At 73.6% G+C, this 24,484-nt stretch carries 20 protein-coding genes; 13 read left to right on the forward strand and 7 right to left on the reverse strand.

What is annotated here, in order from left to right:
* Positions 1–60 precede the first annotated feature (60 nt).
* On the reverse strand, positions 61–606 hold the full coding sequence (locus ACGFH9_RS20525; protein WP_393221564.1) for a plasmid pRiA4b ORF-3 family protein: 546 nt from the start codon (positions 604–606) through the stop codon (positions 61–63).
* Positions 607–757: 151 nt separating this feature from the next.
* On the opposite strand from ACGFH9_RS20525, the gene ACGFH9_RS20530 reads away from it, so the two are divergent.
* The 10 genes from ACGFH9_RS20530 to ACGFH9_RS20575 all read left to right on the forward strand — a co-directional run bounded on the left by ACGFH9_RS20530 (position 758) and on the right by ACGFH9_RS20575 (position 12,444).
* Positions 758–1,504, forward strand: a complete 747-nt coding sequence (locus ACGFH9_RS20530) for a pyrimidine reductase family protein (RefSeq protein ID WP_393221566.1) — start codon at positions 758–760, stop codon at positions 1,502–1,504.
* 149 nt (positions 1,505–1,653) lie between these two features.
* The gene (locus tag ACGFH9_RS20535; protein WP_393221569.1) at positions 1,654–3,405 is read left to right on the forward strand and encodes an ATP-binding protein; all 1,752 of its coding nucleotides are present in this window, start codon (positions 1,654–1,656) and stop codon (positions 3,403–3,405) included.
* A 16-nt stretch (positions 3,406–3,421) separates the two neighbouring features.
* Positions 3,422–4,570 (forward strand): exonuclease SbcCD subunit D, encoded by a 1,149-nt coding sequence (locus ACGFH9_RS20540; protein WP_393221572.1) that lies wholly within the window; start codon positions 3,422–3,424, stop codon positions 4,568–4,570.
* Positions 4,570–7,044 carry an AAA family ATPase gene (locus tag ACGFH9_RS20545; protein ID WP_393221575.1) on the forward strand — a complete coding sequence of 825 codons (2,475 nt, stop codon included), beginning with the start codon at positions 4,570–4,572 and terminating at the stop codon, positions 7,042–7,044. The genes ACGFH9_RS20540 and ACGFH9_RS20545 overlap by 1 nt, the downstream gene beginning before the upstream one ends.
* A 55-nt stretch (positions 7,045–7,099) precedes the next feature.
* The gene (locus ACGFH9_RS20550) at positions 7,100–8,059 is read left to right on the forward strand and encodes a hypothetical protein (protein ID WP_355233912.1); all 960 of its coding nucleotides are present in this window, start codon (positions 7,100–7,102) and stop codon (positions 8,057–8,059) included.
* Between the two features lie 14 nt (positions 8,060–8,073).
* Complete coding sequence (locus tag ACGFH9_RS20555) at positions 8,074–8,931, forward strand: spermidine synthase (protein WP_393221578.1); 858 nt, start codon at positions 8,074–8,076, stop codon at positions 8,929–8,931.
* Between the two features lie 135 nt (positions 8,932–9,066).
* Entirely contained in the window at positions 9,067–9,759 is a 693-nt protein-coding gene (locus ACGFH9_RS20560; RefSeq protein ID WP_355051883.1) for a sigma-70 family RNA polymerase sigma factor, read from the forward strand.
* Positions 9,756–10,538, forward strand: a complete 783-nt coding sequence (locus ACGFH9_RS20565; protein ID WP_393221582.1) for an anti-sigma factor family protein — start codon at positions 9,756–9,758, stop codon at positions 10,536–10,538. Before ACGFH9_RS20560 ends, ACGFH9_RS20565 begins: the two co-directional genes overlap by 4 nt.
* A 205-nt stretch (positions 10,539–10,743) precedes the next feature.
* The gene (locus tag ACGFH9_RS20570) at positions 10,744–11,394 is read left to right on the forward strand and encodes a hypothetical protein (RefSeq protein WP_393221585.1); all 651 of its coding nucleotides are present in this window, start codon (positions 10,744–10,746) and stop codon (positions 11,392–11,394) included.
* Positions 11,395–11,523: 129 nt separating this feature from the next.
* A complete protein-coding gene (locus ACGFH9_RS20575; RefSeq protein ID WP_393221587.1) occupies positions 11,524–12,444 on the forward strand; it encodes a DNA-3-methyladenine glycosylase family protein in 921 nt (306 codons plus the stop codon).
* A 156-nt stretch (positions 12,445–12,600) separates the two neighbouring features.
* Here ACGFH9_RS20575 and ACGFH9_RS20580 read toward each other — a convergent pair whose 3' ends face one another.
* Positions 12,601–13,023, reverse strand: a complete 423-nt coding sequence (locus ACGFH9_RS20580; RefSeq protein ID WP_393221590.1) for an SRPBCC family protein — start codon at positions 13,021–13,023, stop codon at positions 12,601–12,603.
* Between the two features lie 134 nt (positions 13,024–13,157).
* Entirely contained in the window at positions 13,158–13,370 is a 213-nt protein-coding gene (locus ACGFH9_RS20585; protein ID WP_393221593.1) for a hypothetical protein, read from the reverse strand.
* Positions 13,371–13,505: 135 nt separating this feature from the next.
* On the opposite strand from ACGFH9_RS20585, the gene ACGFH9_RS20590 reads away from it, so the two are divergent.
* Genes ACGFH9_RS20590 through ACGFH9_RS20600 form a run of 3 tightly spaced genes read left to right on the forward strand, consistent with a single transcriptional unit; the run spans position 13,506 to position 16,726 of the window.
* Positions 13,506–14,621, forward strand: a complete 1,116-nt coding sequence (locus ACGFH9_RS20590) for an ATP-dependent DNA ligase (RefSeq protein ID WP_393221596.1) — start codon at positions 13,506–13,508, stop codon at positions 14,619–14,621.
* Positions 14,622–14,679: 58 nt separating this feature from the next.
* Positions 14,680–16,251: an alpha/beta hydrolase gene (locus ACGFH9_RS20595; protein ID WP_393221737.1), complete on the forward strand. Its 1,572-nt coding sequence runs from the start codon at positions 14,680–14,682 to the stop codon at positions 16,249–16,251.
* 22 nt (positions 16,252–16,273) lie between these two features.
* Positions 16,274–16,726 (forward strand): GNAT family N-acetyltransferase, encoded by a 453-nt coding sequence (locus ACGFH9_RS20600; protein WP_393221598.1) that lies wholly within the window; start codon positions 16,274–16,276, stop codon positions 16,724–16,726.
* Positions 16,727–16,840: 114 nt separating this feature from the next.
* Here ACGFH9_RS20600 and ACGFH9_RS20605 read toward each other — a convergent pair whose 3' ends face one another.
* Genes ACGFH9_RS20605 through ACGFH9_RS20620 form a run of 4 tightly spaced genes read right to left on the reverse strand, consistent with a single transcriptional unit; the run spans position 16,841 to position 24,453 of the window.
* On the reverse strand, positions 16,841–17,566 hold the full coding sequence (locus ACGFH9_RS20605) for an ABC transporter ATP-binding protein (protein ID WP_393221739.1): 726 nt from the start codon (positions 17,564–17,566) through the stop codon (positions 16,841–16,843).
* Between the two features lie 11 nt (positions 17,567–17,577).
* On the reverse strand, positions 17,578–18,573 hold the full coding sequence (locus ACGFH9_RS20610) for an ABC transporter ATP-binding protein (protein ID WP_393221601.1): 996 nt from the start codon (positions 18,571–18,573) through the stop codon (positions 17,578–17,580).
* 1 nt (position 18,574) lies between these two features.
* A complete protein-coding gene (locus tag ACGFH9_RS20615) occupies positions 18,575–21,271 on the reverse strand; it encodes an FtsX-like permease family protein (RefSeq protein WP_393221604.1) in 2,697 nt (898 codons plus the stop codon).
* Positions 21,268–24,453: an FtsX-like permease family protein gene (locus tag ACGFH9_RS20620; RefSeq protein WP_393221606.1), complete on the reverse strand. Its 3,186-nt coding sequence runs from the start codon at positions 24,451–24,453 to the stop codon at positions 21,268–21,270. Before ACGFH9_RS20620 ends, ACGFH9_RS20615 begins: the two co-directional genes overlap by 4 nt.
* Positions 24,454–24,484: the final 31 nt, after the last annotated feature.

Raw genomic sequence — 24,484 nt, forward strand, 5'->3', positions numbered from 1 at the left:
TCGTTACCGCCCTGTTTCAGGCCGGCACACGGGGTATCGACGTCGGCCTGACCGGCCCGTTCAGCAGAAGCGACGCAGCAGCGTGGTCGCGACGGCGGGATCGAAGAACGCCGGGTCGAAGCGATCGGTGACCCAGCCCGCCAGCAGCGTCCGCTCCGGATGAGCCGGATCGTCCAGGGCCGCCAGCAGCGCCTGGTAGCCCATCGGGCCACCGATGCCCTCCGGCGGGCACGCGCGCTCCCCGTCCAGGCAGAGTGGGTACCGCTCGTCGTGGTCGGCGGTCAGCGCGTCCTCGACGACCAGGTCGTGCTCCCACCAGTCGCCGAAGTCGTAGGTGTAGGAGAACCTGCTGCCCTTGCCGAGCACCGCGTCCAGCCGGACGTCCAGCTCGTCGTGCAGCGCCAGGCCCTCGTCGGGGTCGGGTTCGCCGTACGCCACCGCGTCGATGTCGAACGAGTGCAGGTGGCAGTCCCGCCAGCCCATGGCGTGCTGGGCGACGCGGTGCAGCCGGTCCAGCGTGTAGGCGGCCGGGACGAGCACCCGTCGCCACACCGGCGGGCGGACGCTGGCGAGGGACATCTTCAGCTGGAAGATCTGACGCGGCATGCTGTCCTGCTCCTCCCGCGGCTTAGGCTACGAGCATGATCTGCCGAGCGTGCCGGGCCCGACGGCACGACGACTGCCCGGGCCGGAACTGGTGCGACTGCCAGCACCGTACCGCCGAACGGACCCCTCCGGTCACTGGTCCGGCCGGCGAATGACGGTCGGAATTCCGATCCGGCGGCTCTGGCCCGAGCCGTCCGCCGAGCCGCTCGACGACGCCACACTGACCGCTCTCTACGGCCGCGCCGACCAGCCCCGACTGCGGGTCAACTTCGTCTCCAGCCTGGACGGTGCGGTCAGCGTCGACGGCTACTCCGCCGGGCTGTCGGGCGAGCCGGACAAGCGGGTCTTCGGCCTGCTGCGGATGGTCTGCGACGCCCTCGTGGTGGCCGCCGGCACTTTGCGCCACGAGGGGTACCGGGCCGTACGCCTGGACGAACGCCGTCGCGCCTGGCGGCAGGCGAACGGGCTGGCCGCGTACCCGACGCTCGTGGTCGTGTCCGGCGCCCTCGACCTGGACCCGGCGCAGTCCGCGTTCGCCGACGCGCCGGTCCGACCGATCGTGCTCACCCATGCCGACGCCGACCCGCCACCCGGCCTCACCGACGTCGCCGACGTGCTGCGCTGCGGCACCGGCCCGGTCGACCTCGCCGCCGCCCTGGCCGCGCTGCACGGGCGGGGGCTGACCCAGTTGCTCTGCGAGGGTGGCCCGCACCTCTTCGGCGCGCTCGCCGCCGCCGACCTGGTGGACGAGCTGTGTCTCACGGTCGCGCCGCTGCTCGCCGGGCCGGGACCGGGGCGGATCACCGCCGGCGCCGCCAGCCCACCCCGGCATCTGCCGCTGCGGCACGTGCTCGCCGCCGACGACGGCGTCCTCCTGCTCCGCCACGCCCGAGGGTGACGAAACGTCGCCCGGTCACACACCCAGCGTCGTGGGGCGCGAGCCGGCATCGTGTCCTCCGCCGCGTCGCGTGGCGACCTGTCGTACTCCTCGGGCAGGATGCACATCATGCTTCCCGACCGTGCCGCCCGACCGACCCGAGTCGCCCGATGACCGACGCCGACCTCGACGGCCCGGGCGAGCTGGTCGGCCGGGTGCTGGGCACCGCCGACGCCACGCCGTTGCAGTTCTGGACGGCCGTGGCACCCGGCAGCTACCTCCAGCTCGACGACGTGGTGGTCACCCGCCGTGAGCTGCCCAACCGCGAGCCGGTGACGATCGCCGGGGTGGTCACCCAGGTCCGGGCCCGGCACGAGGGCGCCCAGTTCGACTCGGACGTCTTCGCCATCGCCGACGGCACGCTGCCCGCCCAGGTGCAGGAGGCGGCCGAGGTCACCACCACCCGGGTCGACCCGGAGCTGTACGTGCCGCCGACTCCGGGGGCCGTGGTACACCGCGCCGAGGGCGACGCGCGGGCCCGCGCGCTGCACTTCGACCGGATGGAACGGCGCATCCCGATGGGCATGGGCCGCGACGGCGTGCCGGTCTACCTCAACGCCGACTTCCTCGACGGCAGTCGGGGCGCGCACGTCTCGATCTCCGGCATCTCCGGCGTGGCCACCAAGACCAGCTTCGCCACCTTCCTGCTCTACTCGGTGTTCCGCTCCGGCGTCCTGGGCGGCGACGCCGTCAACGCCAAGGCGCTGATCTTCAACGTCAAGGGCGAGGACCTGCTGTTCCTCGACCACCCCAACACGCGCCTCGACGAGCCGACCCGGGCCGCGTACGCCAAGCTGGGCCTGAGCGCCGGCGCCTTTCCCGACGTCCGGGTGTACGCCCCGCCCCGGGTCGGTGACGCGGCCGGCACGCCGGACGTGAGCAGCCGGCTGACCGGCGTGGACGCCTTCTACTGGACGTTGAGCGAGTTCTGCTCCGACCGCCTGCTGCCGTACGTCTTCGCCGACGCCGACGACGAGCGCCAGCAGTACACGATGGTCGTGCACTCGGTCGCCGCACACCTGGCCCGATACGCCCAGCCCGCCGACGGTGGGGTGAGCATCGACGGGGTCCGGCTCGGGTCCTACGGCGACCTGGTCGACCACATCGTCGAGGCGCTCAACGACGACGAGACCCGCTCCGACTGGGCGGGCAGCGCGGTCGGTCTGGGCACCGTCAACGCGTTCGCCCGCCGGCTGATCGGCAGCAAGAAGGATCTGGCCCGGCTGATCCGTGGCGACCTCGCGACCCGCCGCCCGCACTCGATCAACACCAGCGAGTCGGCGCAGGTGACAGTCGTCGACCTGCACAACCTCCCGGATCGGGCCCAGCGGTTCGTGGTGGGTGTGACGCTCAAGAGCGAGTTCGAACGCAAGGAGAAGGCCGGCACGGCCAAGCCGCTGCTCTTCGTCGTCCTCGACGAGCTCAACAAGTACGCGCCCCGCGAAGGCTCCTCCCCCATCAAGGAGGTGCTGCTCGACATCGCCGAGCGGGGTCGGTCGCTCGGGGTCATCCTGATCGGTGCCCAGCAGACGGCGAGCGAGGTCGAACGACGCATCGTCACCAACTCGGCGATCCGCGTGGTCGGCCGGCTCGACCCCGCCGAGGCGTCGCGCCCGGAGTACGGCTTCCTACCGCCGGCGCAGCGGCAGCGGGCGCTGCTCGCCAAGCCGGGCACCATGTTCGTCAACCAGCCGGACATTCCGGTGCCGCTCTGCCTGGAGTTCCCGTTCCCGGCCTGGGCCACCCGGGTGTCCGAGGCGGGCCGCGCCCCCTCCGAGACGCTGCGCTCGATCACCCAGTCCGCCGACCCGTTCGCCGTGGTGGGCTCCGGCGGCGGCACCGACGACGACATCCCGTTCTAGCTGAGGGCCGGCACCCATGAAGATCCTGCACACCTCCGACTGGCACGTGGGCAAGGTGCTCAAGGGGCAGTCCCGGGCCGAGGAGCACACGGCCGTGCTGGCCGGGGTGATCGACATCGCCCGCGCCGAACAGCCCGACCTGGTGATCGTCGCCGGTGACCTCTACGACACGGCCGCACCGACCTCGGAGGCGACCCGGCTCGTCACCCGGGCGTTGACCGCGCTGCGTCGTACCGGCGCGGACGTGGTCGCGATCGGCGGCAACCACGACAACGGGCCCGCGCTGGACGCGCTGCGCCCGTGGGCCGAGGCCGCGGGCATCACACTGCGCGGCGGGGTACGCGAGAATCCGGCCGAGCACGTCATCGACGGCACCACGGCCGGCGGTGAGCGGTGGCAGCTCGCCGCGCTGCCGTTCCTGTCCCAGCGGTACGCGATCCGCGCGCTGGAGATGTACGAGCTGACCGCCGCCGAGGCCAACCAGACGTACGCCGACCACCTGGGTCGGGTGCTGGGCCGGCTCACCGAGGGTTTCTCGGAGCCGGACCGGGTGCACCTGGTCACCGCCCACCTGACGGTGATCGGCGCGGCGGCCGGCGGCGGCGAGCGGGACGCGCACACGGTGCTCGGCTACGCGGTGCCGGCCACCGTCTTCCCGGCGACGGCGCACTACGTGGCGCTGGGCCACCTGCACCGGGCGCAGCGCGTCGAGGGCCCCTGCCCGGTCCGGTACAGCGGCAGCCCGCTCGCCGTCGACTTCGGCGAGCAGGAGAACGTGCCGTCGGTGACGGTCGTCGAGGTGACCGCCAGCACGGCTGCCCGGGTGCGGGAGGTGCCGGTGACCGCGGCGAGCGCGCTGCGGACGGTACGCGGCACGCTGGCGCAGCTCGCCGAGATCGAGGCGCCGGACGCCTGGCTGCGGGTGTTCGTGCGGGAGCACCCCCGCGCGGGCCTGCGCGAGGAGGTCCAGGAGCTGCTGCCCCGGGCGTTGGAGATCCGGATCGACCCGGAGTTGCTGGCGACGCCGGGCAGCGGCACGCGGATCGCCCAGCGGTCGGGGCGTTCTCCCCGGGAGCTGTTCGGCGACTACCTGGACAGCCGGGGCCACGACGACGTGGGCGTTCGGGAACTCTTCGACGAACTCTTCGAGGAGATCGATCACTGATGCGACCGATGCGGCTCGACATGGCCGGGTTCACGGTCTTCCGGGACTCCACGACCGTCGACTTCACCGACGCCGACTTCTTCGCACTGATCGGGCCCACCGGTTCGGGTAAGTCGACAGTGCTGGACGCCATCTGCTTCGCCCTCTACGGCACGGTGCCCCGCTGGGGTGGCGCGCGGGGGCTGGCCAACGCCCTCGCGCCGTCGGCGACCGAGGCCCGGGTCCGGCTGGTCTTCGAGTCCGGTGGCGCCCGGTACGTGGCGACCCGGGTGGTGCGCCGGGACGGCCGGGGCAACGTCAAGACGGCGAACGCCGGGTTGCAGGTGATGCCGGCCGGCTTCGACGTGACAAAGCTCGACACCGGGTTGAGCCCGGACGACCTCGGCGAGGTGGTCGCCGGTACGCCCGCCGAAATGGAGCAGGCGGTGCTGGAGGCGGTCGGGCTGCCGTACGAGCAGTTCACCAGTTGTGTGGTGCTGCCGCAGGGGCAGTTCGCCGACTTCCTGCACGCCAAGCCGGCGACCCGGCAGCAGATCCTGGTCAACCTGCTGGGCCTCGGCGTCTACGAGGACGTACAGAAGAGGGCCACGACCCGCGCGGCGCAGGCGGAAGCCAGGCTGGACGCGGTCGACCAGGTCCTCGCCGGCCTGACGGGGGTGGACGACGACGCGTTGGTCGAGGCCGACGCCCTCGTCGACCGGATGGTCGAGCTGGCCGGAGCGGTGACCGGGGCCATGCCGGAGCTGGCAGAGGCCCGACTCCGCGCGCGGGAGGCGGCGGCCGCTCTGACCGCGCTCGACGACGAGCTGACCGTGCTGTCCGGGGTTCGTGCCCCGAGCGGAGTGGCCGAGGTGGCGCGCGCGGTGACCGCGGCACGGGTGGACGCCGACGCGGCGGTCTCGGCCGTGTCGCTGGCCGAGGAGCGGGAGGAGAAGCTGCGTGGTGAGCTGGCCGGCGCGGGCGACGAGAGCGCGCTGCGGCTGCAACTGCGGGCGTACGACGATCGGGATCGGCTGACCGGCGAGGCCGACACGGTCCGCGCGGCGGTGCGCGCGGCGGACGAGGAGCATTCGGCGGCGGTGGCGGCGCTGGCCGCCGCCCGCGTGGACGCCGAGCGGGCCGACGCCGAGTTGGAGGCGGCCTTCCAGGCGCACGAGGAGGCGAAGGCCACCGACCTGGCGGTCGGCCTGCGGACGCATCTGCGTCCGGGCGCGCCCTGCCCGGTGTGCGAGCAGCCGGTGGCCCGGGTGCCGGCCGTCCCGGCGGATTCGGCGGTGGCCGCCGCTACGGCGGCCGGGAAGGCGGCGCGGGCCGCCACGAAGGCCGCGCAGGCGGCGGTGCAGCAACGCGACGCCGCAGCGCGTGACCTGGAGCGGCTGCTGGTGCAGGCGCGCGCCCGCCAGGAGCAGGTGGACGCCCGGCTGGCCGAGCTGAACGGCCAGCTCACGGGCGCGGCCGAGCCGGCGGTGCTGCGCCGGGAGTTGGCCGAGCACGCCCGGCTGCGACGCGCCCTGGACGAGGCGACGACCGCCGTGCGGGCGGGCCGGGACAGCGCCCGCCAGGCCCGGGCGGGTGTGGAGGCGGCGCAGGAGCGGCTGCGGGCCACCTGGCGGGGCTTCGACACCGCCCGCGACGGGCTGGCCCGATTCGGTCCGCCGGCCACGGACCGGGACGACGTGGCGGCCTCGTGGGCGGCCCTTACCGACTGGGCGACCGCCGAGGCGGAGCGTCGCCGCGCCGACCGGGCCGGCCGGGCGACGGTCGTCGCCGAGGCCGAGGCGGCGGCCGACGCGGTGCAGCAGCGGATCGCCGGCATCTTCGCCGCCGCCGATGTGCCGGTCGGCGACGATCCGGTGCACGCCGCGACGATCGCCGTGGAGCGCGCCGAGGCCGACCGGCGTCGACTGCACGAGCGCCGTGAGCAGGCCGGCACGTTGCGCGAGCAGCGGGCCGGGCACGAGCGTGAGGCACAGGTGGCGCGGGCCCTAGCGGGGCACCTGCGGGCCAACAACTTCGAGCGGTGGCTGCTGGCCGAGGCGTTGGACCTGCTGGTCGACGGCGCGTCGGGGATCCTGCGGGAGCTGTCCTCCGGCCAGTACGAGCTGGTACACGACAAGGGCGAGTTCTTCGTGGTCGACCACCACGACGCCGGGTTGCGCCGGGGCGTGCGGACCCTCTCCGGTGGGGAGACGTTCCAGGCGTCGCTGGCATTGGCGCTGGCGTTGTCCGAGCAGTTGGCCGGCATGTCGACGACCGCGGCGAGTCTGGAGTCGATAGTCCTGGACGAGGGTTTCGGCACGCTGGACGCGGCCACGCTGGACACGGTGGCCGCGACGCTGGAGAACCTGGCCGCCCGGGGTGACCGGATGGTCGGCGTGGTCACCCACGTAGCGGCGCTGGCCGAGCGGATTCCGGTCCGCTTCGAGGTGCGCAAGGACGCCCGCTCGGCGCGCATCGAACGGACCGGCCGGTGAGCGCGAGGAGTGCAGCGCAGCGGAGCCCCGCAGTCGCGAACGAAAGGTCCGGCCGGTGAGCGACGCGGCGTTCTTCGTCGACTCCTGGGACCCGGCGTACGGTGCGTCGTTCGAGGCGTCCGCCACCGGTCCGGCCAACCCCAGCAGCGCCCAGGTCGAGGTCGACGTGGAGCTGCCGGCGGTCGACTGGCGGGCGATCGGCGTACGCGACGACGTCCGGGCGCCGGACGTGGTGCTCATGGTCGACGGGGTCCGTCGGATCGACGCGAGCATCTGGACGGCGGAGGACGACGGCGGGTCGTTTCCAGGGCTGGCCGCTTCGTACGCGGCCGGAGTGGTGCGCTGCGACCTGGGTCGGGGCGCGGCGCAGTTGGCTGGTACGCAGGTGGGCCGGGGTCTGTTCACGGCGAGCCCGTCGGCGCAGGACGTGGTGGCGGGCGCGATCCGCTATCCGGTGCACCGGGTGGGTGGCACGGGCGAACTGGCGAAGTTGCCGGCGGCCGTCCAGGCTCCGCTGACCGCGTTGGAGGTGGCGGTGTCCGACGCCGTCCGGGTCGACGGGGACCTGTTGGTGGTGGACGGTCCGCTGCGCAGTCGCCGCCACCTGCCGCGCACGCTGGGCTACATCAAGACCCAGCACAGCCAGTACCTGGACGCCCGGCTGACGGCGGTGGTGACCGGCCTGGCGCCCGGCGAGCGCTCGCCGGTGTTCCGGCTCGGAACGCCCTGGGGTGGCTGGTCGTGGTATCTGCGGCTGCCGGTTGCCGTGGGCGCGCCGTGGGCCGGCATCGTCCGGGTGGAGTGCTCGACCGAACTGTCCGTCGAGGCGGCGATCGACCTGGCCGACCTGTCACTTGTCACGCTGCCCCGGTTCGCGTCGACACCGTACAAGGATCCGCGGGCACCGCAGAACCTGATTCCGATCGCCGGTCTGGAGCGCCGCCTGCGGGCGCTGCTCGGCGACTCCCGGCTGCTGCACCGCGCGTTGACCGCCGCGGCGCGTGCCGGCCGCTGAGCGGGCGGGTCGCGATGGGGCGCAAACGGACGGACGACCGGGTGGTCGAGCAGGTGGACACCGGGCGGGCCGAGCTGGTGCCGTCGCCGGACCGGGCCGGTTCGTGGACGCTGCTGCTGGACGGCGCGCCGCAGTCGCACGTCGACCTGAACGACCCCACGCACCTGGAGTTCGAGTACGTCCGGCGGCTGGCCGCGGCACTGGACCTGGTCGCGCCTCCCGGAGAGCCGCTGCGGGTGCTGCACCTCGGCGGCGGCGCGTTGACCCTGCCCCGGTACGTGTCGGCGACGCGGCCCGGTTCGACCCAGCGGGTGTCCGAGGTGGACGGTGCGTTGGTCGAGTTGGTGCGCCGCGTGTTGCCCTGGCCCACGGACAACCGGCTGCGGGTCCGCGTGCAGGACGCGCGGGCCGTGCTGGCCTCGACGCGGGACGCCAGCTACGACGTGGTGGTCGCGGACGTCTTCGCGGGTGCCCGCACACCGGCGCATCTCACGTCGGTGGAGTACGCCGCCGAGGTGGCACGGGTGCTCCGTCCGGCGGGTTGGTTGTTGGCGAACCTGGCCGACGGCCCGCCGCTGCGGTACGCCCGCAGCCAGGTCGCCACGGTGCGCTCGGTGCTGCCCCAGGCGTGCCTGGTCGGCGACGCGGCGGTACTGCGGGGTCGCCGGTACGGCAATCTGGTGCTGATGGCCGGACGGTCCGCTCCCCCGGTGCCCGCGTTGACCCGGCGGGCGGCCGGCGACTGGTTCCCCGGCCGGGTGGTGGCCGACGACGAGTTGGACCGTTTCGCGGGTGGGGCGACGGTGGTGCGCGACGCCGACGCCACTGGGTCGGATCCGCCACCGCCGGGGCTGTTCTCGGTACGCCGCTGACCGGTCCACTCGGCCCGCTGGCGGCTCGGGTGGAACTTTTTTCGCGGTTCGTTGATCCGCTCGGGGCGTCCGTGCGTACCACCGGGCGGCCCGCCTCGTGGGTCGGCGTTGGTCACGAACATCCCGGAGGTCTGCATGCATGCGGTGGCGGCCGGTTGGCATGGCGACGCGGTTGGCGCGGACTGGTTGTCCGCGCGGTCGTCGTCGCGGTCGACCTCGTCTGCCCGGGGGGTCGACGCCCGAGCCACGTCTCGCCAAAATGGTCCGGTGACGCCCCGACCGGCGCCCGGGCGCCACCAGGCGACGACAACCGAGGCCAGCCACTCCGACCAGTTGATCCGGCTGCTCTACGCCGAGCACGCCGGTCCGTTGCTGATGTTCGTCATGCGGCTCACCGGGGGGGACCGGCAGCGCGCGGAGGACATCGTCCAGGAGACGCTGCTGCGGGCCTGGCGCAACGCGCACCGTCTCGGCGCGCAGGGGCAGGGTTCGCTGCGGCCGTGGCTGGTCACCGTGGCGCGTCGGATCGCCATCGACGAACACCGCAGCCAGGAGGCCCGGCCGCCGGAGACGTACGACCGGGACCTGACCGCGTTCGCCGAGGCGGACAGCACCGACCGGGTGCTGCGCACGATGACCGTGGCGGACGCTCTGCGTACGCTGAGTCAGTCGCATCGGGAGATCCTGATCGCGACGTACTTCCGGGGGCGGACGGTGCCGGAGGCGGCCGAGGAGTTGGGGCTTCCGTTGGGCACCGCCAAGTCGCGGGTCTACTACGCGTTGCGCGCCTTGCGCACGGCTCTGCAGGAGCGGGGGGTGACAGAATGAGCCGGCCAGACCACATGGACGTCGCCGCGTACGCGCTCGGCGTGCTCGACGAGCAGGACACCGAGCGGTTCGAGGAGCATCTCGCCGCCTGCTGGGCGTGCGCGGCCGAGCTGGAGACGATGGTGCCGGTGGTGGGCCTGCTCTCCGGCATCGACGGCGAGACGATGATGGCCCTGGAGCAGACCGCCACCGACCCGGCGCTGTTGGACCGGACGCTGGTCGCGGTCCGGGCCGATCGACGGCGTAACAGGTTTCGTCAGCTGCTCGCGACCGCCGCGGCGGTGGTGGTCTTCGGCGGGTTGACGGGTTACGGCTTCGTGAGTGTGGCCGGGGACGAGGGGCCGGGGGTTCTTGCGGACCCGTCGACGAGCGCCGCCGTCAACGACCCGCCGACGAGCGCCCCGACCGCGCCGCCGAGTGGCCCGGGTGTCGGCGGTAACGAGGAGGAGGGCGACCAGGTCGACGCCACCGACCCGACGACCGGCGTCCAGACGACGATGTTCCTGGTCCAACGGGAGTACGGCACCCGTATCAACTTCAGTCTGCGAAAACTGCCCGGCCCGCGTACCTGCCGGTTGGTGGTGGTGCGCAAGAACTCCAGCACGGAGGTCATTTCGACGTGGTCGGTGCCGGACGGTGGCTACGGGACGAGCAACCGCCCGCAGGGTCTGGAGCTGAGCGCGTCGACGTCGGCGTTGGCGAGCGACATCAAGCAACTCCAGGTGCAGTCGGTCGACCGTAACGGTGTCGCGAGTCCGCTGGTCAGCGTGCCCATGTAGGGTCGCGTACCATCGTCGACGCCGGCCATTATTCCAATGTCTGGCGTCGATGCGTTTTGGCTGGTCAAGTCTTTGCGTAGGGCCATACGGATGAACGCGCTCTCCGGTTCAATCGAATTGCGTGAAATTGACCACTGTTACTTCTTCAACCTTGACAGTCCGCCCGCCGTACCTATGGGTGAACTGCCAAGAATGAGGAGGGCACGTGGCACAGATGAAGCGGACCGTCATCGTCGCGAGCGCGATGGTCGCACTAACGGCCTGCGCTCCCGCGGGTTACGACGGGGCGAACTCGGGCGCGGCTGAGCCGGTCGCCGTCGCCGCGGCCGAACCCAGCGCGTCGGCGGAACCCGAGGCGTCGGCATCCGCGGAGGCACCGGCCGCCGACGCGCCGCCGCCCGCGGACGTCGACCTGACCGAGCAGTTGATCGGTAAGAACGTGGCCCGGATGGGCAAGGTCGTCACCGACCAGGACGGCTGGATCCTGTACCGCTTCGACAAGGACACCGCCGACCCGCCCGCGTCGAACTGCGTCGACAAGTGCGCGCAGGTGTGGCCGCCGGCGTTGACCGACGGCAACCCGCAGCTCACCGGCCTCTCCGACGACAAGGTCGGCAGCGTCACCCGCCAGGACGGCACCCGCCAGCTCACCATCGGCGGCTGGCCGGTCTACCGCTACATCGGCGACAAGAAGCCCGGCCAGTGGAAGGGTCAGGCCGTCGGCGGCACCTGGTTCGTGGTCCAGCCCGACGGCAAGAAGAACCTGAGCTGCCTGCCCACCTCCACGCCGAAGGCGGTCGCCCCGCCGGCCGACAGCGGGTCGAGCGACGCCGGTGGCTCGGGCTACTCGTACTGATCCCTACCGCCAGGACACGACGGGGGGCCGGTCGCAGCCGAGGAGGGCGCGACCGGCCCCGTCGTGTCGTCGGGCGCGTCGGCGACGGCGGGGACCGGCACCGCGGCGTGACCTGGCAGAGTGGCAGGGGTGACCGAGACCGAGCCCGCCGCGAGCAGGGTGCTGCACCCGCCGGCCGGGTACCGGCTGGCCGCGTCGGTCCGCGCGCTGACCTTCAGCCCGTACGACCCGTGCGCGCGCATCGCCGCCGGCACGTTCTGGTGGGCGACCCGCACCCCGCAGGGACCGGCCACCCTCGCGTTGCGGCCGGCCGGCGGTGACCTGCTCGCCGAGGGTTACGGACCGGGCGCCGAGCACGTCGTGGCCCACGCGGACCGGATCGCCGGGCTGCACGACGACCTGACGGGCTTCGCCGAACTGGCGGCGGCACACCCGCTCGTCGCCCGGCTGGCCCGGGAACACCGGGGGCTGCGCATGCCCAGCACCGGGCAGGTCTTCCCCCGTCTGCTGCGGGCGGTCTTCGAGCAGAAGGTCACCGGCAAGGAGGCGTACCGGGCGTACGCGGCGACCGTGCGGCACTTCCACGAGCCGGCGCCCGGCCCACTACAGCCGCTCCTGCTGCCGCCCGAGGCCGCCGCAGTGGCCGCCACCCCGTACTGGGTGTTCCACCCGTTCGGCGTGGAGCAGCGCCGGGCCGACACGCTACGTCGCGCCGCCGCGCTCGCCGACCGGCTGGAGCGTTGCGTCGACGCGACCGAGGCCACCCGCCGGCTGACCGCCATCGCCGGCATCGGACCGTGGACCGCCGCCGAGGTGGTGCGGATCGCGTACGGCGACCCGGACGCGGTAAGCGTCGGCGACTACCACATCCCGAACACCGTGGCCTGGGCGCTCGCCGGTGAGCCACGCGGCGACGACGCGCGGATGCTGACCCTGCTGGAGCCGTTCCGAGGACATCGGGGTCGGGTGTGCCTGCTGCTGGAGGCCGCCGGCATCCAGGCGCCGAAGTACGGTCCCCGCGCCCCGATCCGCTCGTTCGCCCGCTTCTGAGCCCTTCCCGGCTGACGGGCAGCGGCCGGGCCACCCGTGGTGGGCGACGCCGACTGTGGTGTGCTGCCCGGATGAGCGTTGAGGTGAGCTACCGGATCGTGGCACACCGCCCGGACCCGAACGGCACCCCGTTGGCCGTGCTGGAGAAACCGGCCGTCAGCTCCGCTCGCAGCGACGCCTGAGCCCGTCGGCCTCCAGCCGGACGTAGCGGCGCAGCAGGCCGCCGTACAGCCGGCCGATCAGACCGGCGAGCGGTCCGGCCTGGTCGATGGCCACGTCGACCCGGGTACGTCCGTCAGGCAACGGCAGCAACCGGTGCTCGCCGCGGGTGTGCACGCCCGGGACGTCGGAGACCCAGGTGAACTCCCTCCCCTCGGTCAGCTCGACCACCCGCCACACGGCCGGGCGCAGTTTCGGCTGGGTCAGGCGGGCGGTCGCGCCGACCGCGAGGGGACCGGGCTCGCCCCGCTCGGCCCGGGTCACCGAGGCCGTCCACTCCGGCCATCGCTCGACGTCGACCAGTACCGCCCAGACCCGCTCGGCGTCCGCGCCGATCTCCGTGTCCGCTTCGAACCGCATCGCGTCCCCTCCCCCGGCGGCGCCGTCCGGCACTGCCACCTCCTGCCGACGACGCTGCCCGGCGGATCGTGACAACGACATCCACCGGCCGGTCCGATCGTCGATCGGGCCGTGGGTCCGCCGGCCGCGCGGGATCAGGCGGCTTCGCGCAGGTCGGCCAGGCTCAACGGGGTACGTCGACGCAGCAGCTCCTCCAGCTCCGCCACCGAGCCGACCTCGCCGAGCACGTCGCGGCCGCCACCGAACCGCTGCGGATATCGACGGGTCAGCCGGTAGCGGTAGCGGCCCCGGATCAGCTCCACGCTCACCCGCCACCGCCCGCAGCAGTCGCAGACCCACTCGGCCATTCCGCGAAACTAGCTCTGACCTGCGGTTATCTAATTCGCCCAGGCAGGACGAGCGTCGCGCGGGCGGACACGCCGCCGCCGCACCGGCGGTGATCTGCCTCACGACCGTCGGCCCCGTCTGATTGACTGGTCGCCGTGGACCTGCCGATCAACCCTCCGGTCGAGCCGATGCTGGCCAAGAGCGTCGCCAAGCTGCCCACCACGCCCGGTGTGACGTACGAGCCCAAGTGGGACGGGTTCCGGTGCATCGTGTTCCGCGACGGCGACGAGGTCGAGCTGGCCAGCCGGGGCGGCAAGTCGATGACCCGCTACTTCCCCGAGGTGGTCGAGCAGGCCCGCCGGCAGCTGCCCGAGCGGTGCGCCGTCGACGGCGAGCTGATCGTGATCCGGCGGGACGGGCCCTCCGGCCAGCCGCGGCTGGACTTCGAGCTCCTGGCCCAGCGCATCCACCCGGCGGCGTCCCGGGTCACGATGCTGGCCGAGACCACGCCCGCCGACTTCGTCGCGTTCGACCTGCTGGCCATCGGCGACGAGGCCCTGCTCGACCAGCCGTACCCGCGCCGCCGGGAGCGGCTGGTCCAGGCACTTGCCGACGTACGCCCACCGGTGCACGTCACCCAGGTGACCACCGACCCGGAGACGGCACGCCGCTGGTTCGACGTCTTCGAGGGCGCGGGGCTGGACGGGCTGATCGTCAAGCCCGCCGACCTGCCGTACGAGCCGGGCAAGCGGTTGATGTTCAAGGTAAAGCACGCCCGCACCGCCGACGCGGTGGTGGCCGGCTTCCGCTGGCACAAGTCCGGCCCGGTGGTGGGCTCGCTGCTGCTCGGCCTCTACGACGACGCGGGCGTCCTGCACCACGTCGGGGTGAGCGCGTCGTTCAGCATGGCCCGTCGGGCCGAGCTGCTCGACGAGCTGGCCCCCTACCGGGACATCGACGGCGAGCACCCGTGGGTGCACGGCGACCACGAGCGCGGTCAGCGCATCCCGGGTGGGGTGAGCCGGTGGACCGGCACCAAGAACCTGGAGTGGGAGCCGCTGCGCCCGGAGCTGGTGGTCGAGGTGGGTTACGACGCGATGGAGGGTGAGCGCTTCCGGCACACCGCCCAGTTCGTGAGGTGGCGGCCCGACCGCGATCCCCGCTCGTGCCGCTACGACCAGCTCGACCGCCCGATCCGCTTCGACGTGGACCAGGTGCTGCGCGGTGATCCGACGGTCACCCTCGACCGGGCTGCCACGGGTCCGGCGTAGCCTGGCCGCCGACCCGACACCGGAGGATCACGTGAGCCGCACCGCCGACCACCCCCGGATGGCACCCGGTCGCCGGGTCCGTCGCAGTCTCGTCGCCTTCGCCACGGCTGCGCTGCTCACCGCCGGTTGCACGCTTCCGGCGTTCGCGCCACGCACCGAGGTGCAGGGTGAGGCGGTGCCGGCCGGCTCGTCGGCCACCTGGCGGCCCTGCCCGGAGGTGGCCGAGGATCTGGTGGGGCGGGGCGCGCCGGACATGCGCTACGAGTGCGCGCGGATCGCGGTGCCGAGAGACTGGGGCACCGGTGGCGGGGCGACGGCCGGGCCCGGCGCCGGGCAGACCTTCGAGATCGCTCTGCTGCGGGCCCGGTCCAGCAAGCAGCGCGACCGCATCGGCTCGCTGGTGGTCAACCCCGGCGGCCCGGGGAGCTCCGGTGTGGACACCGCCGTCTACCTCTCGTTCGGCACCCAGTTCGGTGGGCTGCCCGCCTCCGTCACCGAGCGCTTCGACATCGTCGGCTTCGACCCGCGCGGTGTCTCCCGGTCCAGTCCGGTCAAGTGCATCTCCGACGCCGACCTGGACGCGAGCTTCGGCTACGACCCGGACCCGGCGAGCCAGGCGGCGTTCGACGGCTTCGCCGGACTGAGCCAGCGGATCGGGCACGGTTGCGGGGACCGCTACGGCGACCAGTTGCCCCTGTACGGCAGTGAGCAGGCCGCCCGGGACATGGACGCTGTCCGCGCCGCCGTCGGCGACGACAAGCTCACCTACCTGGGTTACTCCTACGGCACGCTGCTCGGCGCGGTCTACGCCCAGCTCTACCCGCAGCGGGTACGCGCGCTGGTGCTCGACGGTGCCGTCGACCCGCAGCAGCGGCTGATCGCCGGCTCGGAGAGTCAGGCCCGGGGGTTCGAGCGGGCGTTCGACAACTTCACCCGCTGGTGCACCGCCAACGCCGCGCGCTGCCCGATCGCTCCGGACGCCCGCGCCGCCGTGACCTCGGCCATCGACAAGGCCAAGGTCTCCCCGGTGCGGGGCGACGACGGGCGGGAGGCCACCGCGGGCTGGGTCTTCTACGCGGTCATCTCGTCGCTCTACACCGAGTCCGGCTGGCAGGAGCTGGCCCGGGCCATCGACCGGCTGGCCGAGGGCGATCCGAAGGACGTGTTCCGGCTCGCCGACTCGTACGCCGGCCGGGAGAGCGACGGGCACTACTCGAACATGTTCGACGCCAACCTCGCCGTCAACTGCGCCGACGAGACCGAGAAGCCGAGCCGGGAGCAGATCCGCCAGTTGCAGTCGCAGTGGCGCACGACGTACCCGCTGTTCGGTCCGGCGCTGGCGGTGGGCATGTTGGGCTGCGTCGAGTGGCCGGGTGACCGGGACCCGTACCCGACCGGCCGGGCCAACGGCGCGCCGCCGATCGTGGTGGTCGGCACGACCGGCGACCCTGCCACGCCGTACGAGCAGACCGGCCGGCTCGCCTCGTTGTTGGGTGTGGGTCGGGTTCTCACCTGGGAGGGTGAGGGGCACACCGCCTACCCGCATACCTCCTGCGTCAACCGGGCCGTCGACGCGTACCTGATCGATCTGACCGTCCCCGCCGAGGGCCTGCGCTGCCCGGCCAGGTGACAGCTGTGCCAGGCTGACCGGCATGAGCGACATGATCTTCCGGGAGGCGGATCGCGCGGATCTGCCCGCCGTCATCGCCCTGCTCGCCGACGACGTGCTGGGCAAGGCTCGTGACTTCACCCAGGTCGACGAGGCGTACGAACGGGCGTTCGCCGACATCAGCGCCGACCCGCGGAACGTCCTGATCGTCGCCGAGCAGGCCGGCGAGCTGGTCGGCTGCCTACAGGTCACGTACATCCCAGGGCTCGGCCGGCACGGCGCCGAGCGTGCCCTGGTCGAGTCGGTCCGGGTCCGCTCCGACCGGCGCGGCCAGGGGCTCGGCCGGGAGTTGATGGTCTGGGCAATCGACCAGGCCCGGCAGCGAGGTTGCGCCCTGGTCCAGCTCACCACGGACAAGTCCCGCACCGACGCGCACCGCTTCTACCTGAGCCTCGGCTTCGTGGCCAGTCACGAGGGCATGAAGCTTCCGCTCTGACCCACCCGAGACGCCAGCCCGCCAGTAGGGCTGACCCGGAGGGCCGCCGCCCACCGGCCACGGGCCGCCACCACAAGCCGCCGCCCACCGGCCAGCGCGGGCGGCGGACGCCGGTCAGTCGTCGACGAGGCGGCCGTCGCGCAGGACGAGCACCCGGGCGGCGAGGTCGATCAGGGCCGGGTCGTGTGTGGCGACCAGGGCCGTCATCCCTCGGGCGTGCACCACCGCACGCAGCAGGTTCATGATCGACCGTCCCGTCTCCGAGTCGAGCTGGCCGGTGGGCTCGTCGGCGATGAGCAGGTCCGGCTCGTTGGCGAGCGCCCGGGCCACAGCGACGCGCTGCTGCTGGCCACCGGAGAGCTCGTACGGGCGCTGGGCCGCGTGCCCACCGAGGCCCACCAGCTCGAGCAGCACCGCGACGCGCTCCTCCCGCTCGGCGGCCGGCACCTGCGCCAATCGCAACGGCACACCCACGTTCTCGGCGGCGGAGAGGATCGGCACCAGCCCGAAGGTCTGGAACACGAACCCGACAGTGCCCCGACGCAGCCGTAGCAGCTCGGCCTCCCCGGCCGAGGTCACGTCGTGCCCGGCCACCACCACCTGGCCGCTGTCCGGCCGGTCCAGCCCGCCGATGACGTTCAGCAACGTGGTCTTGCCGGCCCCGGAGCGCCCCCGGACGGCGACCAGCTCACCGCGGTCGGCGGTGAACGAGACGTCCCGCACCGCCTGCACTGCGTGCTCACCGCGGCCGAAGGTCCGGCTCACCCCGCTGACCCGGACCACCTCGACGGGTGGCACACCCGGCCCGCCACCGGTGGACGCCGTTCCCGCCACCGCCATGTCGTGAAAGCTCACGCCTGCGCCTCCCGCTCCTGAAAGACCCGGTCACCGGGCCGTACCTGCACGTGGTCGGGCTCCAGATCGAGCCGGACCCGCTCCTTCAGCGACAGCGCGTCGACGAACGCGGCCGGTAGCTGCATCCGACCGTTACGGTCCAGCACCGCGTACTCCTCGCTGACCAGTTCGGTGTTGCCGTCCGCCCCGACGCGCGCGGTCCGGCGTACCTCGGAGGCGGTTCGACCGTCGCGGATCGCGACGGTCCGGCGGACCTGCGTGGCGACGGCATGGTCGTGGGTGACGATCACGATGGTCACGCCCAGTTCGGCGTTGATGGTGCGCAGCGCCCCGAAGACCTCCGCGCCGGTGGCCTCGTCCAGCTCGCCGGTGGGCTCGTCGGCGAAGAGCACCTCGGGGTCATTGGCGACGGCCACCGCCACCGCGACCCGCTGCTGCTCGCCACCGCTGAGCTGACCGGGCCGCCGGTCCGCGCCGTAGCCCACGCCGACGAGGTCGAGCAGTTCCCGCGCCCGCTCCCGGCGGGCCCGCCCGGAGCGCGTGCCGGCCAGCTGCATCGGCAGCTCCACGTTCTCCAGCGCGGTGAGGTACGGCAGCAGGTTGCGGCCGGTCTGTTGCCACACGAACCCGACGAGCTGCCGGCGGTAGCTCAGCCGGCGCTTCGCGGAGAGCGAGAGCAGGTCGTAGTCGGCCACCCGTGCGATGCCGGCGGTCGGCGTGTCCAGGCCGGAGAGGATGTTGAGCAGGGTCGACTTGCCCGAGCCGGACGCACCGACGATCGCCACCAGCTCACCCCGGTCGATGACCAGGTCGAGCCCCTGTAGGGCGACCACCTCCACCCCCTCGGTCTTGAAGATGCGTACCAGGCCGTCGCAGACGATGTGTCCGCGTAGACGGTCCTGCCCGCCGGCCCGCTCGGCGGCACGTTGCGCCGCCCGCTGCTGCAGGGAAGCCAGGTCGGGCACCAGGGCACTCTGGGCGGTAGCGGTCATCTCAGCTCTCCTCTCCGAGCCGCAGCACCTCACCGAGGCGCAGCCGGCGGTTGTTCAGGGCCTCGACGGCGACCGCGAAGCCGAGGGCGATCGCCCCGAGCGCGACCACCGCGACGACCAGCCCGGGTTCGAACGCCACCCGGACCGGCACGCCGCCGGTGAACGCGGACAGACCGAGCACCGGATTGAGCACCAGTGGGAGCAACGCGCCGACCAGTGCCCCGGTCAGCACCGAGATCCCGACCAGCGGGGTCAGCTCGACCAGCAGCAGCCCTCGCCACTGGCGGCGGGACAGGCCGAGGGTGCGCAGCCGGGACAGCACCTGCCCGCGGGCCCGCGCGCCGGCCAGCACGGTGAACGCGATCGCCAGCAGGCCGAGGACCGTGCCGCCGGCGGCGCCCCCCAGGAACCCGAAGGCCAGGACGCCGTTCGCGCCGCCGTCACCGAGCTGGTGTCGTACGCCCGCTCGGGTGTCGACGGTGACGCCCAGCGGCCGTTCCCGGCCAGTGACCGCCCCCTGCTTCTGATAGCGCAGCTGACCCTGGTCACCGGCCTGCCGCAGCGCCTCCGCGTCGATCCGGTCACCGGCGACGAGCAGGCTGGTCGGCGCCGGCGTGGTGGTCCGCGCCGGTAACGCCTGCCAGGGCAGGATCACGAACCGACCGGTGGTCGCCGCCAGCAGGGGGAAGCTGTCCTGCGAGCCGGCAACCCGGAACTCGTACCGCTGCCCCTGCACCGCGACGAACGCCGAGTCCCGCAGATCCGTCCGCGCCAGGTCCGCGGCGACGGCCGGTGACACGATCGCCGGCACCGCCCCCGGCTCGGCGCGGGCGGAGCGCAACGCGTCCGGCACCGTGACGTCCACTCCGGACTCGCCGGTCACCCTGGCCAACCCGGGGCCGTCGACGAGCAGCACCGTGGTCTGGCCGATCCGCGCGTCGGTGCCGACCTCGTCCGTCGCCAGCCGCTGGTCCGGCTCTGTCAGCACCGGCGTCGCGGCGTCGACGCCGGGCAGACGGTTCAGTGCGTCGACCGTGTCCGGGGCGAAGCGTTCCCCCCGGATCAGCGCGTCGGCGGGGACGACCTGTTCGGCGGCCCGGCCCTGGCTCGCATCGACGCCGGCGGCGACGACCGCGCAGAAGGCCGCTGTGCCGATGGCCAGCACCACGACGACCAGCGGCGCGGCGACCGTCGAGCGCCCGGCCCGCGCGGTGCCGAGGAAGGTCACGCTGCCGCGGGTCCGCGCGGCGAGCCGGCTGACGAGCAACAACGGCCAGGGGTACGCGCGCAGCGCGAGCACCGCCGCGGCGATCGCGATCAGCACCGGCACCGACACGAGCAGCGGGTCGACCTCGCCGAGGGTGAGCCCGCGACGGCGCAGCAGCACGGCGGCGAGCCCGGCCAGCAACAGCAGGAAGACCTCGACGGTCAGCCGCCGTGTCGACGGACGCACCCGGACCAGATCCTGGCGGGTCGCGCCGACGCCCTGCACCGCGAGCGTCGCCAGCGGCAGTGCCAGGGTGACCAGCAGGGTCGCCGCGGCGGCGTCCGGCGCGGTCGGGTCGGGCGTACCGGGGAACAGGGTGCCCAGCCACCAACCGAGCGCCGCGGCGACCGGCACCACCAGCAGTGACTCGGCGAGGCTGCGGCGGGCACCGGCGGTGGCCGCGCCGCCACGGGCCCGGATCAGCGCGAACTCGGAGCGGCGTCGGCGGGTGGACAGGGTCGCCGCGAGCAGGATCAGCCCGGCCAGCGTGGCCAGGATTCCTGCCCCGACCACCGCGAGCAGGGTCCGGGCGGAGTTCACCTGGGCGGCGAACGCGCGCAGCGGGATGTCGACGGCCTGGGTCAGCGTGAGACCGGGCGGGACGTGGCGCTGCAACTGTTGCAGGTTGTCGATCACCTGGTCGAGCTGGCGCGCGTCGATCCGGTCCACGCCGAGGCGGTAGCGCCACTGCGTGCGCACCGGCCAGCCGGCCGCGGCGCCCTTGTCGAGGACCACCGGGGCGACCACGCCGACGCCGATGAGGGGCTGGCCGTCGCCCTCCGGTTCGACGACCTGGAGCACCTGCGGCAACCCGCCCCAGGCGCCGTCCGCCCGGTCGACGGGTCGGAACAGCCCGACCACCACCATCGGTGTCGGTTTGCCACCGTCGGCGAGCTGACGCAGGTCGAGCCGGCTGCCGACGCGCAGGTTGAGCTTGCGCGCCACGTCCGCGTCGAGGGCCAGCTCGATGGGCCGGCCGGCGACGTACGTCTCGTTCGGCCAGGCGCCCTCGACGAGGGTGCTCTCCTGCTGGACGCCGGGCATGGCACGCAGACCGAGGTTGACCAGCAGGTTGCGGGCCTTGAGGTCGGGTCCGACCACCCGGTTCGGCGTGGTATCCACGCTGAGCCAGCGTTCGGTGACGGCGGAGCGAATCTGCGGCGGCATCCCCTCGACCAGGCTGTCGAACTGTTCCCGGGCGCCGGGCATGACCGGCGCGGCGCCGGTCACGACCTCCCCGGTGGCGTAGTTGAGATCCCGGCGGTCGGCCTGCTCGCTGTTGAGCAACGCCCGCAGGCCCTCTTCGGCGAGCCGGTTGACCAGTCGAGGCACTCCATTGACCAGCAGCGTGACCACCAGGGTCAACACCGCCAGGAGCAGGAACTGCCCGCCGTACGCCCGGACCCGGCGGGCGGCCGCGCCGACGCTCATCGTTCTCCCCCGATTCGCAGCTGCACCGCCGCCACCCGCTGACGGATGCCGGTGGCGATGAACGCGCTGAAGGCGAGCGCCGCCAGCAGCAGGCCGACCGCGGTCAGGCCGATGGGCACCCAGGGCAGCGCGAACGCCGCCGGGGGTACCGGCCGGCCGGCGGCCGGAGTGAGGATGACGAGTGGAGCCATGGTGGCTCCGACCGTGGCGCCGAGCAACAGACCGACCCCGACGCCGATGCCGGCCAGGAAGGTCTGCTCGGCGAGCAGAGCCCGGGCCAGCAGTCGGGGCGTCGCGCCGAGGGTGGTCAGCACCGCGAACTCGCTCATCCGGCGTCGGGCGGTCGCCCACACGTCGACCATGAGGCCGACCAGGGCGAGCAGCACCGCGCCGAGGGCGGCGGCGAGCATCCCGGTGCGCGCCCCCCGCCAGTACGGGTCGTCGGCGGCGGCCTCGATCGTGGCACGCCAGTCGAGGACGGTGACGCCGGTCAGTTCGCCGGCGGCGCGTGCGGCGGCCGCCGGGTCGTCGGCGCCCACCCACCACTCGGGTACGCCTCGAACGGTTCCGCCGGTGCGGATCAGCGCGTCGACCGCCGTGGGCAGGTCGAGCAGCACGCCGTCGCCGGCGGTGGTCGGCACGGAGTCCAGCTCACCGACCAACCGGGCCGGCACGGACGCGCCGGAGAGGGCCAGGGTGAGGGTGTCGCCGGTGTGCAGGCTCAACGCGTCGCGCACCCCGGGCGTCATCAGCACCGGAACGGGGGTGATCTGCCCGGCGGGCACGATGGCGAACCGGGTGGGTGGTTGGTAGGCGAACTGTCCGCCGGGAATGACCTCCACCGGGAAGCTGGCGGAGACGCCGCTCGTGCTGGACTGCGCCGTGGCGGCTGGCTTACCGCCGGCCGTGGTGCTCCAGCCCCCGGTCAACTCGGCGGGCCGTCTGGTGCCGTCCGCGCCGACGAGCGTCAGCCCGTCCACCCGGAGCCGGTACGCGTTCCCGGCCGCCGCCCCACCGTCGGCCTCGAATCCGGCCAACCGCAGTCGCGCGTCCCCCACGTCGGGCAGTTGCACGGTGAACGGCGTGGCCCGTCCGTCGCTGGTGGCGTTGACCGCCGGCAGCCGGAAGGCCGACCCGTCGCTGCTGGTGACCAGCAACGACACGGCGACCTCCAGGGGGCGGAAGGCCCGCTCGACGGGGGTGCGAGCCGTACCGGTGATGGCGCGGGTGCCGGCGGGCAGTTCGACGCCGGTGGGTGCACCCCGGGCCCCGACCATGCGTTGGTACTGCGTCGACACCGGCTCGTCGCTCAGCCGGTCGGCGAGCCGGACGACGCCGGGCGCACCGGCCGGGTCGACGCCGATCACGGTGACGGGCAGATCCCCCCGGCCGACCCGCACCTCGTCGCGCCACACCGGCAGTGCCCGGCGCACGCCCGGCAGCGCGGCGAGCTCGCCGGCCCGGGTCGCCGGAGCCAGTCCGGCCCGCTCGGTCAACCGCAGGTCGGCGCCGACCGTGTGGCCGGCCTGCTCGACCTGGGACCGTTCACCGGTACTGACCAGGGACCAGGCGAGCGTGCTGCCGCCGACGGCGAGCGCGAGCAGCAGCACGGGCCCGGCGTGGGGACGGCGGCCCGCCTGCCACATCCCCAGCATGGTGGCCGTCCACGGCCGTCGGTCGACGAACCGCTCGGCGAACCGGGTGAGCGGCGGAAGCACCCGCAGTGCCAGCACGGCCCCGGCCAGCACGCCGAGGGTTGGGGCGGCGATGAGCAGCGGGTCCAGACCGAGCCGGCCGTTCGAGCCGGCGAGCGGAGAGGCGTACCGGCGCAGCTGCACCCAGGCGAGCACGGCGAGGGCGACAAGTACCAGGTCGACGCTCGCGCGTTGGACGCTCGCCGACCGGTTCGGGCGGGACCGCGCGGCCATGTCGGCGACGTACGTGCCGGAGCCGCGCAGCGTCGGCGCGACCATGGCCACCAGGCAGCCGGCCGCCGTCGCCGCGGCTGCCGCCCAGACCAGCGTGGTGTTGCCGCCGGCGGTGGACAGCTCCGCCGCACCGCCGGGGCGGACGAATCGCAGCGCCTCGCCGGCGATCACCGGCCCGAGCAGTGCCGCCGGAGCCACCACCAGGGTCGCCTCCCGGGCGGCCAGGCCGGCCAGTTGGCGGCGGGCGGCGCCACGGGCACGCAGCAGCGCGGTCTGTGGGCGACGGTCCTCGTGCAGCAGTGCGGCGACCAGCACCAGCGCGTACCCGCCGAGAACCAGGATGAGCAGCAGCGGGGTGGCCAGCGCGGAGCGGCCCACCAGGTCGGCGCGCGCGATCCGGTCCAGCAGGCGGTCCATCTTCGTCGAGGTCTGCCCCGAGGAGCCCAGTTGGGCGGCCTCGGGCACCGCCGCCACGGCCGTGGTCACGGCGGCCCGGACGGCGGGCAGGTCACCGGCGTCGACGCCGCCGAGGTCCGGTTCGGCCAGCCAGGACGCCGTCACCGAGCCCGGGAAGACTGTCGTGAAGTCGGCCGGATCGAGCACGAACGGCCCGTACGAGGTGGCCGAGCCCGCGCTGCCGGTCCCCACCCCGGGTGCCAGCAGCCAGTACGCCTCGGTCGGGTCGCGGGGTCGCCAGGTGCCGGCGAGCACCACCTCGCTGGCCTTCTCGGTGGCGCGGTCCCGCACTGGAATCCGGTCGCCGACGGTCAGGCCGAGTGTCGTGGCGACCCGCTCCGGCAGGCTCACCTGGGCTGGCTTCGCCCCGGGGCGGGGCCACGCGCCGCCGGTCAGCTCGGCGTGCGCGGTCAGGTCGTCGAGGGTGGCCAGGTTGGCGAAGATCGGGTCGTCGCCGGTGCGCGGCACCGAGCCGAGATCGCCGGTCAGTTCCCGGCCGGTGCCGTAGCGCGCCACGGAGACGGTTACCCGCGCCCCGCCGAGCCCGTCGGCGAACTGGGCCCGCGCCGCCTGGTCGCGGGTGGCGAACTCGGCGGCGTCTCGACCTCCGGAGCCGCTGACGAGCAGGCCGCGCTCCTCGGCCGGCGACGCCGCGACCAACGCGCGCTGCCCAGCGTCCACCGCACGTCGGTTGTAGTCCGACAGACCGGTGACCAACGCTACGGCGACCAGGGCAGCGATCACCGCGGCAACCAGCAGTCCCCGCGCCTCGCGGGCCCGCCTCCACACCAGCTTCATCCGACGCCTCCCCTGCCCCTGGTGGGCCGAC

The sequence above is a fragment of the Micromonospora sp. NPDC049102 genome (genome assembly GCF_043197485.1).
Taxonomy (GTDB): domain Bacteria; phylum Actinomycetota; class Actinomycetes; order Mycobacteriales; family Micromonosporaceae; genus Micromonospora.

What these genes read in the sequence shown, in the direction of transcription:
- ACGFH9_RS20525 (WP_393221564.1), bottom strand. Translation starts at nt 606, where the DNA reads ATGCCGCGTCAGATCTTCCAGCTGAAGATGTCCCTCGCCAGCGTCCGC.
- ACGFH9_RS20530 (WP_393221566.1), top strand. Translation starts at nt 758, where the DNA reads ATGACGGTCGGAATTCCGATCCGGCGGCTCTGGCCCGAGCCGTCCGCC.
- ACGFH9_RS20535 (WP_393221569.1), top strand. Translation starts at nt 1,654, where the DNA reads ATGACCGACGCCGACCTCGACGGCCCGGGCGAGCTGGTCGGCCGGGTG.
- ACGFH9_RS20540 (WP_393221572.1), top strand. Translation starts at nt 3,422, where the DNA reads ATGAAGATCCTGCACACCTCCGACTGGCACGTGGGCAAGGTGCTCAAG.
- ACGFH9_RS20545 (WP_393221575.1), top strand. Translation starts at nt 4,570, where the DNA reads ATGCGACCGATGCGGCTCGACATGGCCGGGTTCACGGTCTTCCGGGAC.
- ACGFH9_RS20555 (WP_393221578.1), top strand. Translation starts at nt 8,074, where the DNA reads ATGGGGCGCAAACGGACGGACGACCGGGTGGTCGAGCAGGTGGACACC.
- ACGFH9_RS20560 (WP_355051883.1), top strand. Translation starts at nt 9,067, where the DNA reads ATGCATGCGGTGGCGGCCGGTTGGCATGGCGACGCGGTTGGCGCGGAC.
- ACGFH9_RS20565 (WP_393221582.1), top strand. Translation starts at nt 9,756, where the DNA reads ATGAGCCGGCCAGACCACATGGACGTCGCCGCGTACGCGCTCGGCGTG.
- ACGFH9_RS20580 (WP_393221590.1), bottom strand. Translation starts at nt 13,023, where the DNA reads ATGCGGTTCGAAGCGGACACGGAGATCGGCGCGGACGCCGAGCGGGTC.
- ACGFH9_RS20585 (WP_393221593.1), bottom strand. Translation starts at nt 13,370, where the DNA reads ATGGCCGAGTGGGTCTGCGACTGCTGCGGGCGGTGGCGGGTGAGCGTG.
- ACGFH9_RS20595 (WP_393221737.1), top strand. Translation starts at nt 14,680, where the DNA reads ATGGCACCCGGTCGCCGGGTCCGTCGCAGTCTCGTCGCCTTCGCCACG.
- ACGFH9_RS20600 (WP_393221598.1), top strand. Translation starts at nt 16,274, where the DNA reads ATGAGCGACATGATCTTCCGGGAGGCGGATCGCGCGGATCTGCCCGCC.
- ACGFH9_RS20605 (WP_393221739.1), bottom strand. Translation starts at nt 17,566, where the DNA reads ATGGCGGTGGCGGGAACGGCGTCCACCGGTGGCGGGCCGGGTGTGCCA.
- ACGFH9_RS20610 (WP_393221601.1), bottom strand. Translation starts at nt 18,573, where the DNA reads ATGACCGCTACCGCCCAGAGTGCCCTGGTGCCCGACCTGGCTTCCCTG.
- ACGFH9_RS20615 (WP_393221604.1), bottom strand. Translation starts at nt 21,271, where the DNA reads ATGAGCGTCGGCGCGGCCGCCCGCCGGGTCCGGGCGTACGGCGGGCAG.
- ACGFH9_RS20620 (WP_393221606.1), bottom strand. Translation starts at nt 24,453, where the DNA reads ATGAAGCTGGTGTGGAGGCGGGCCCGCGAGGCGCGGGGACTGCTGGTT.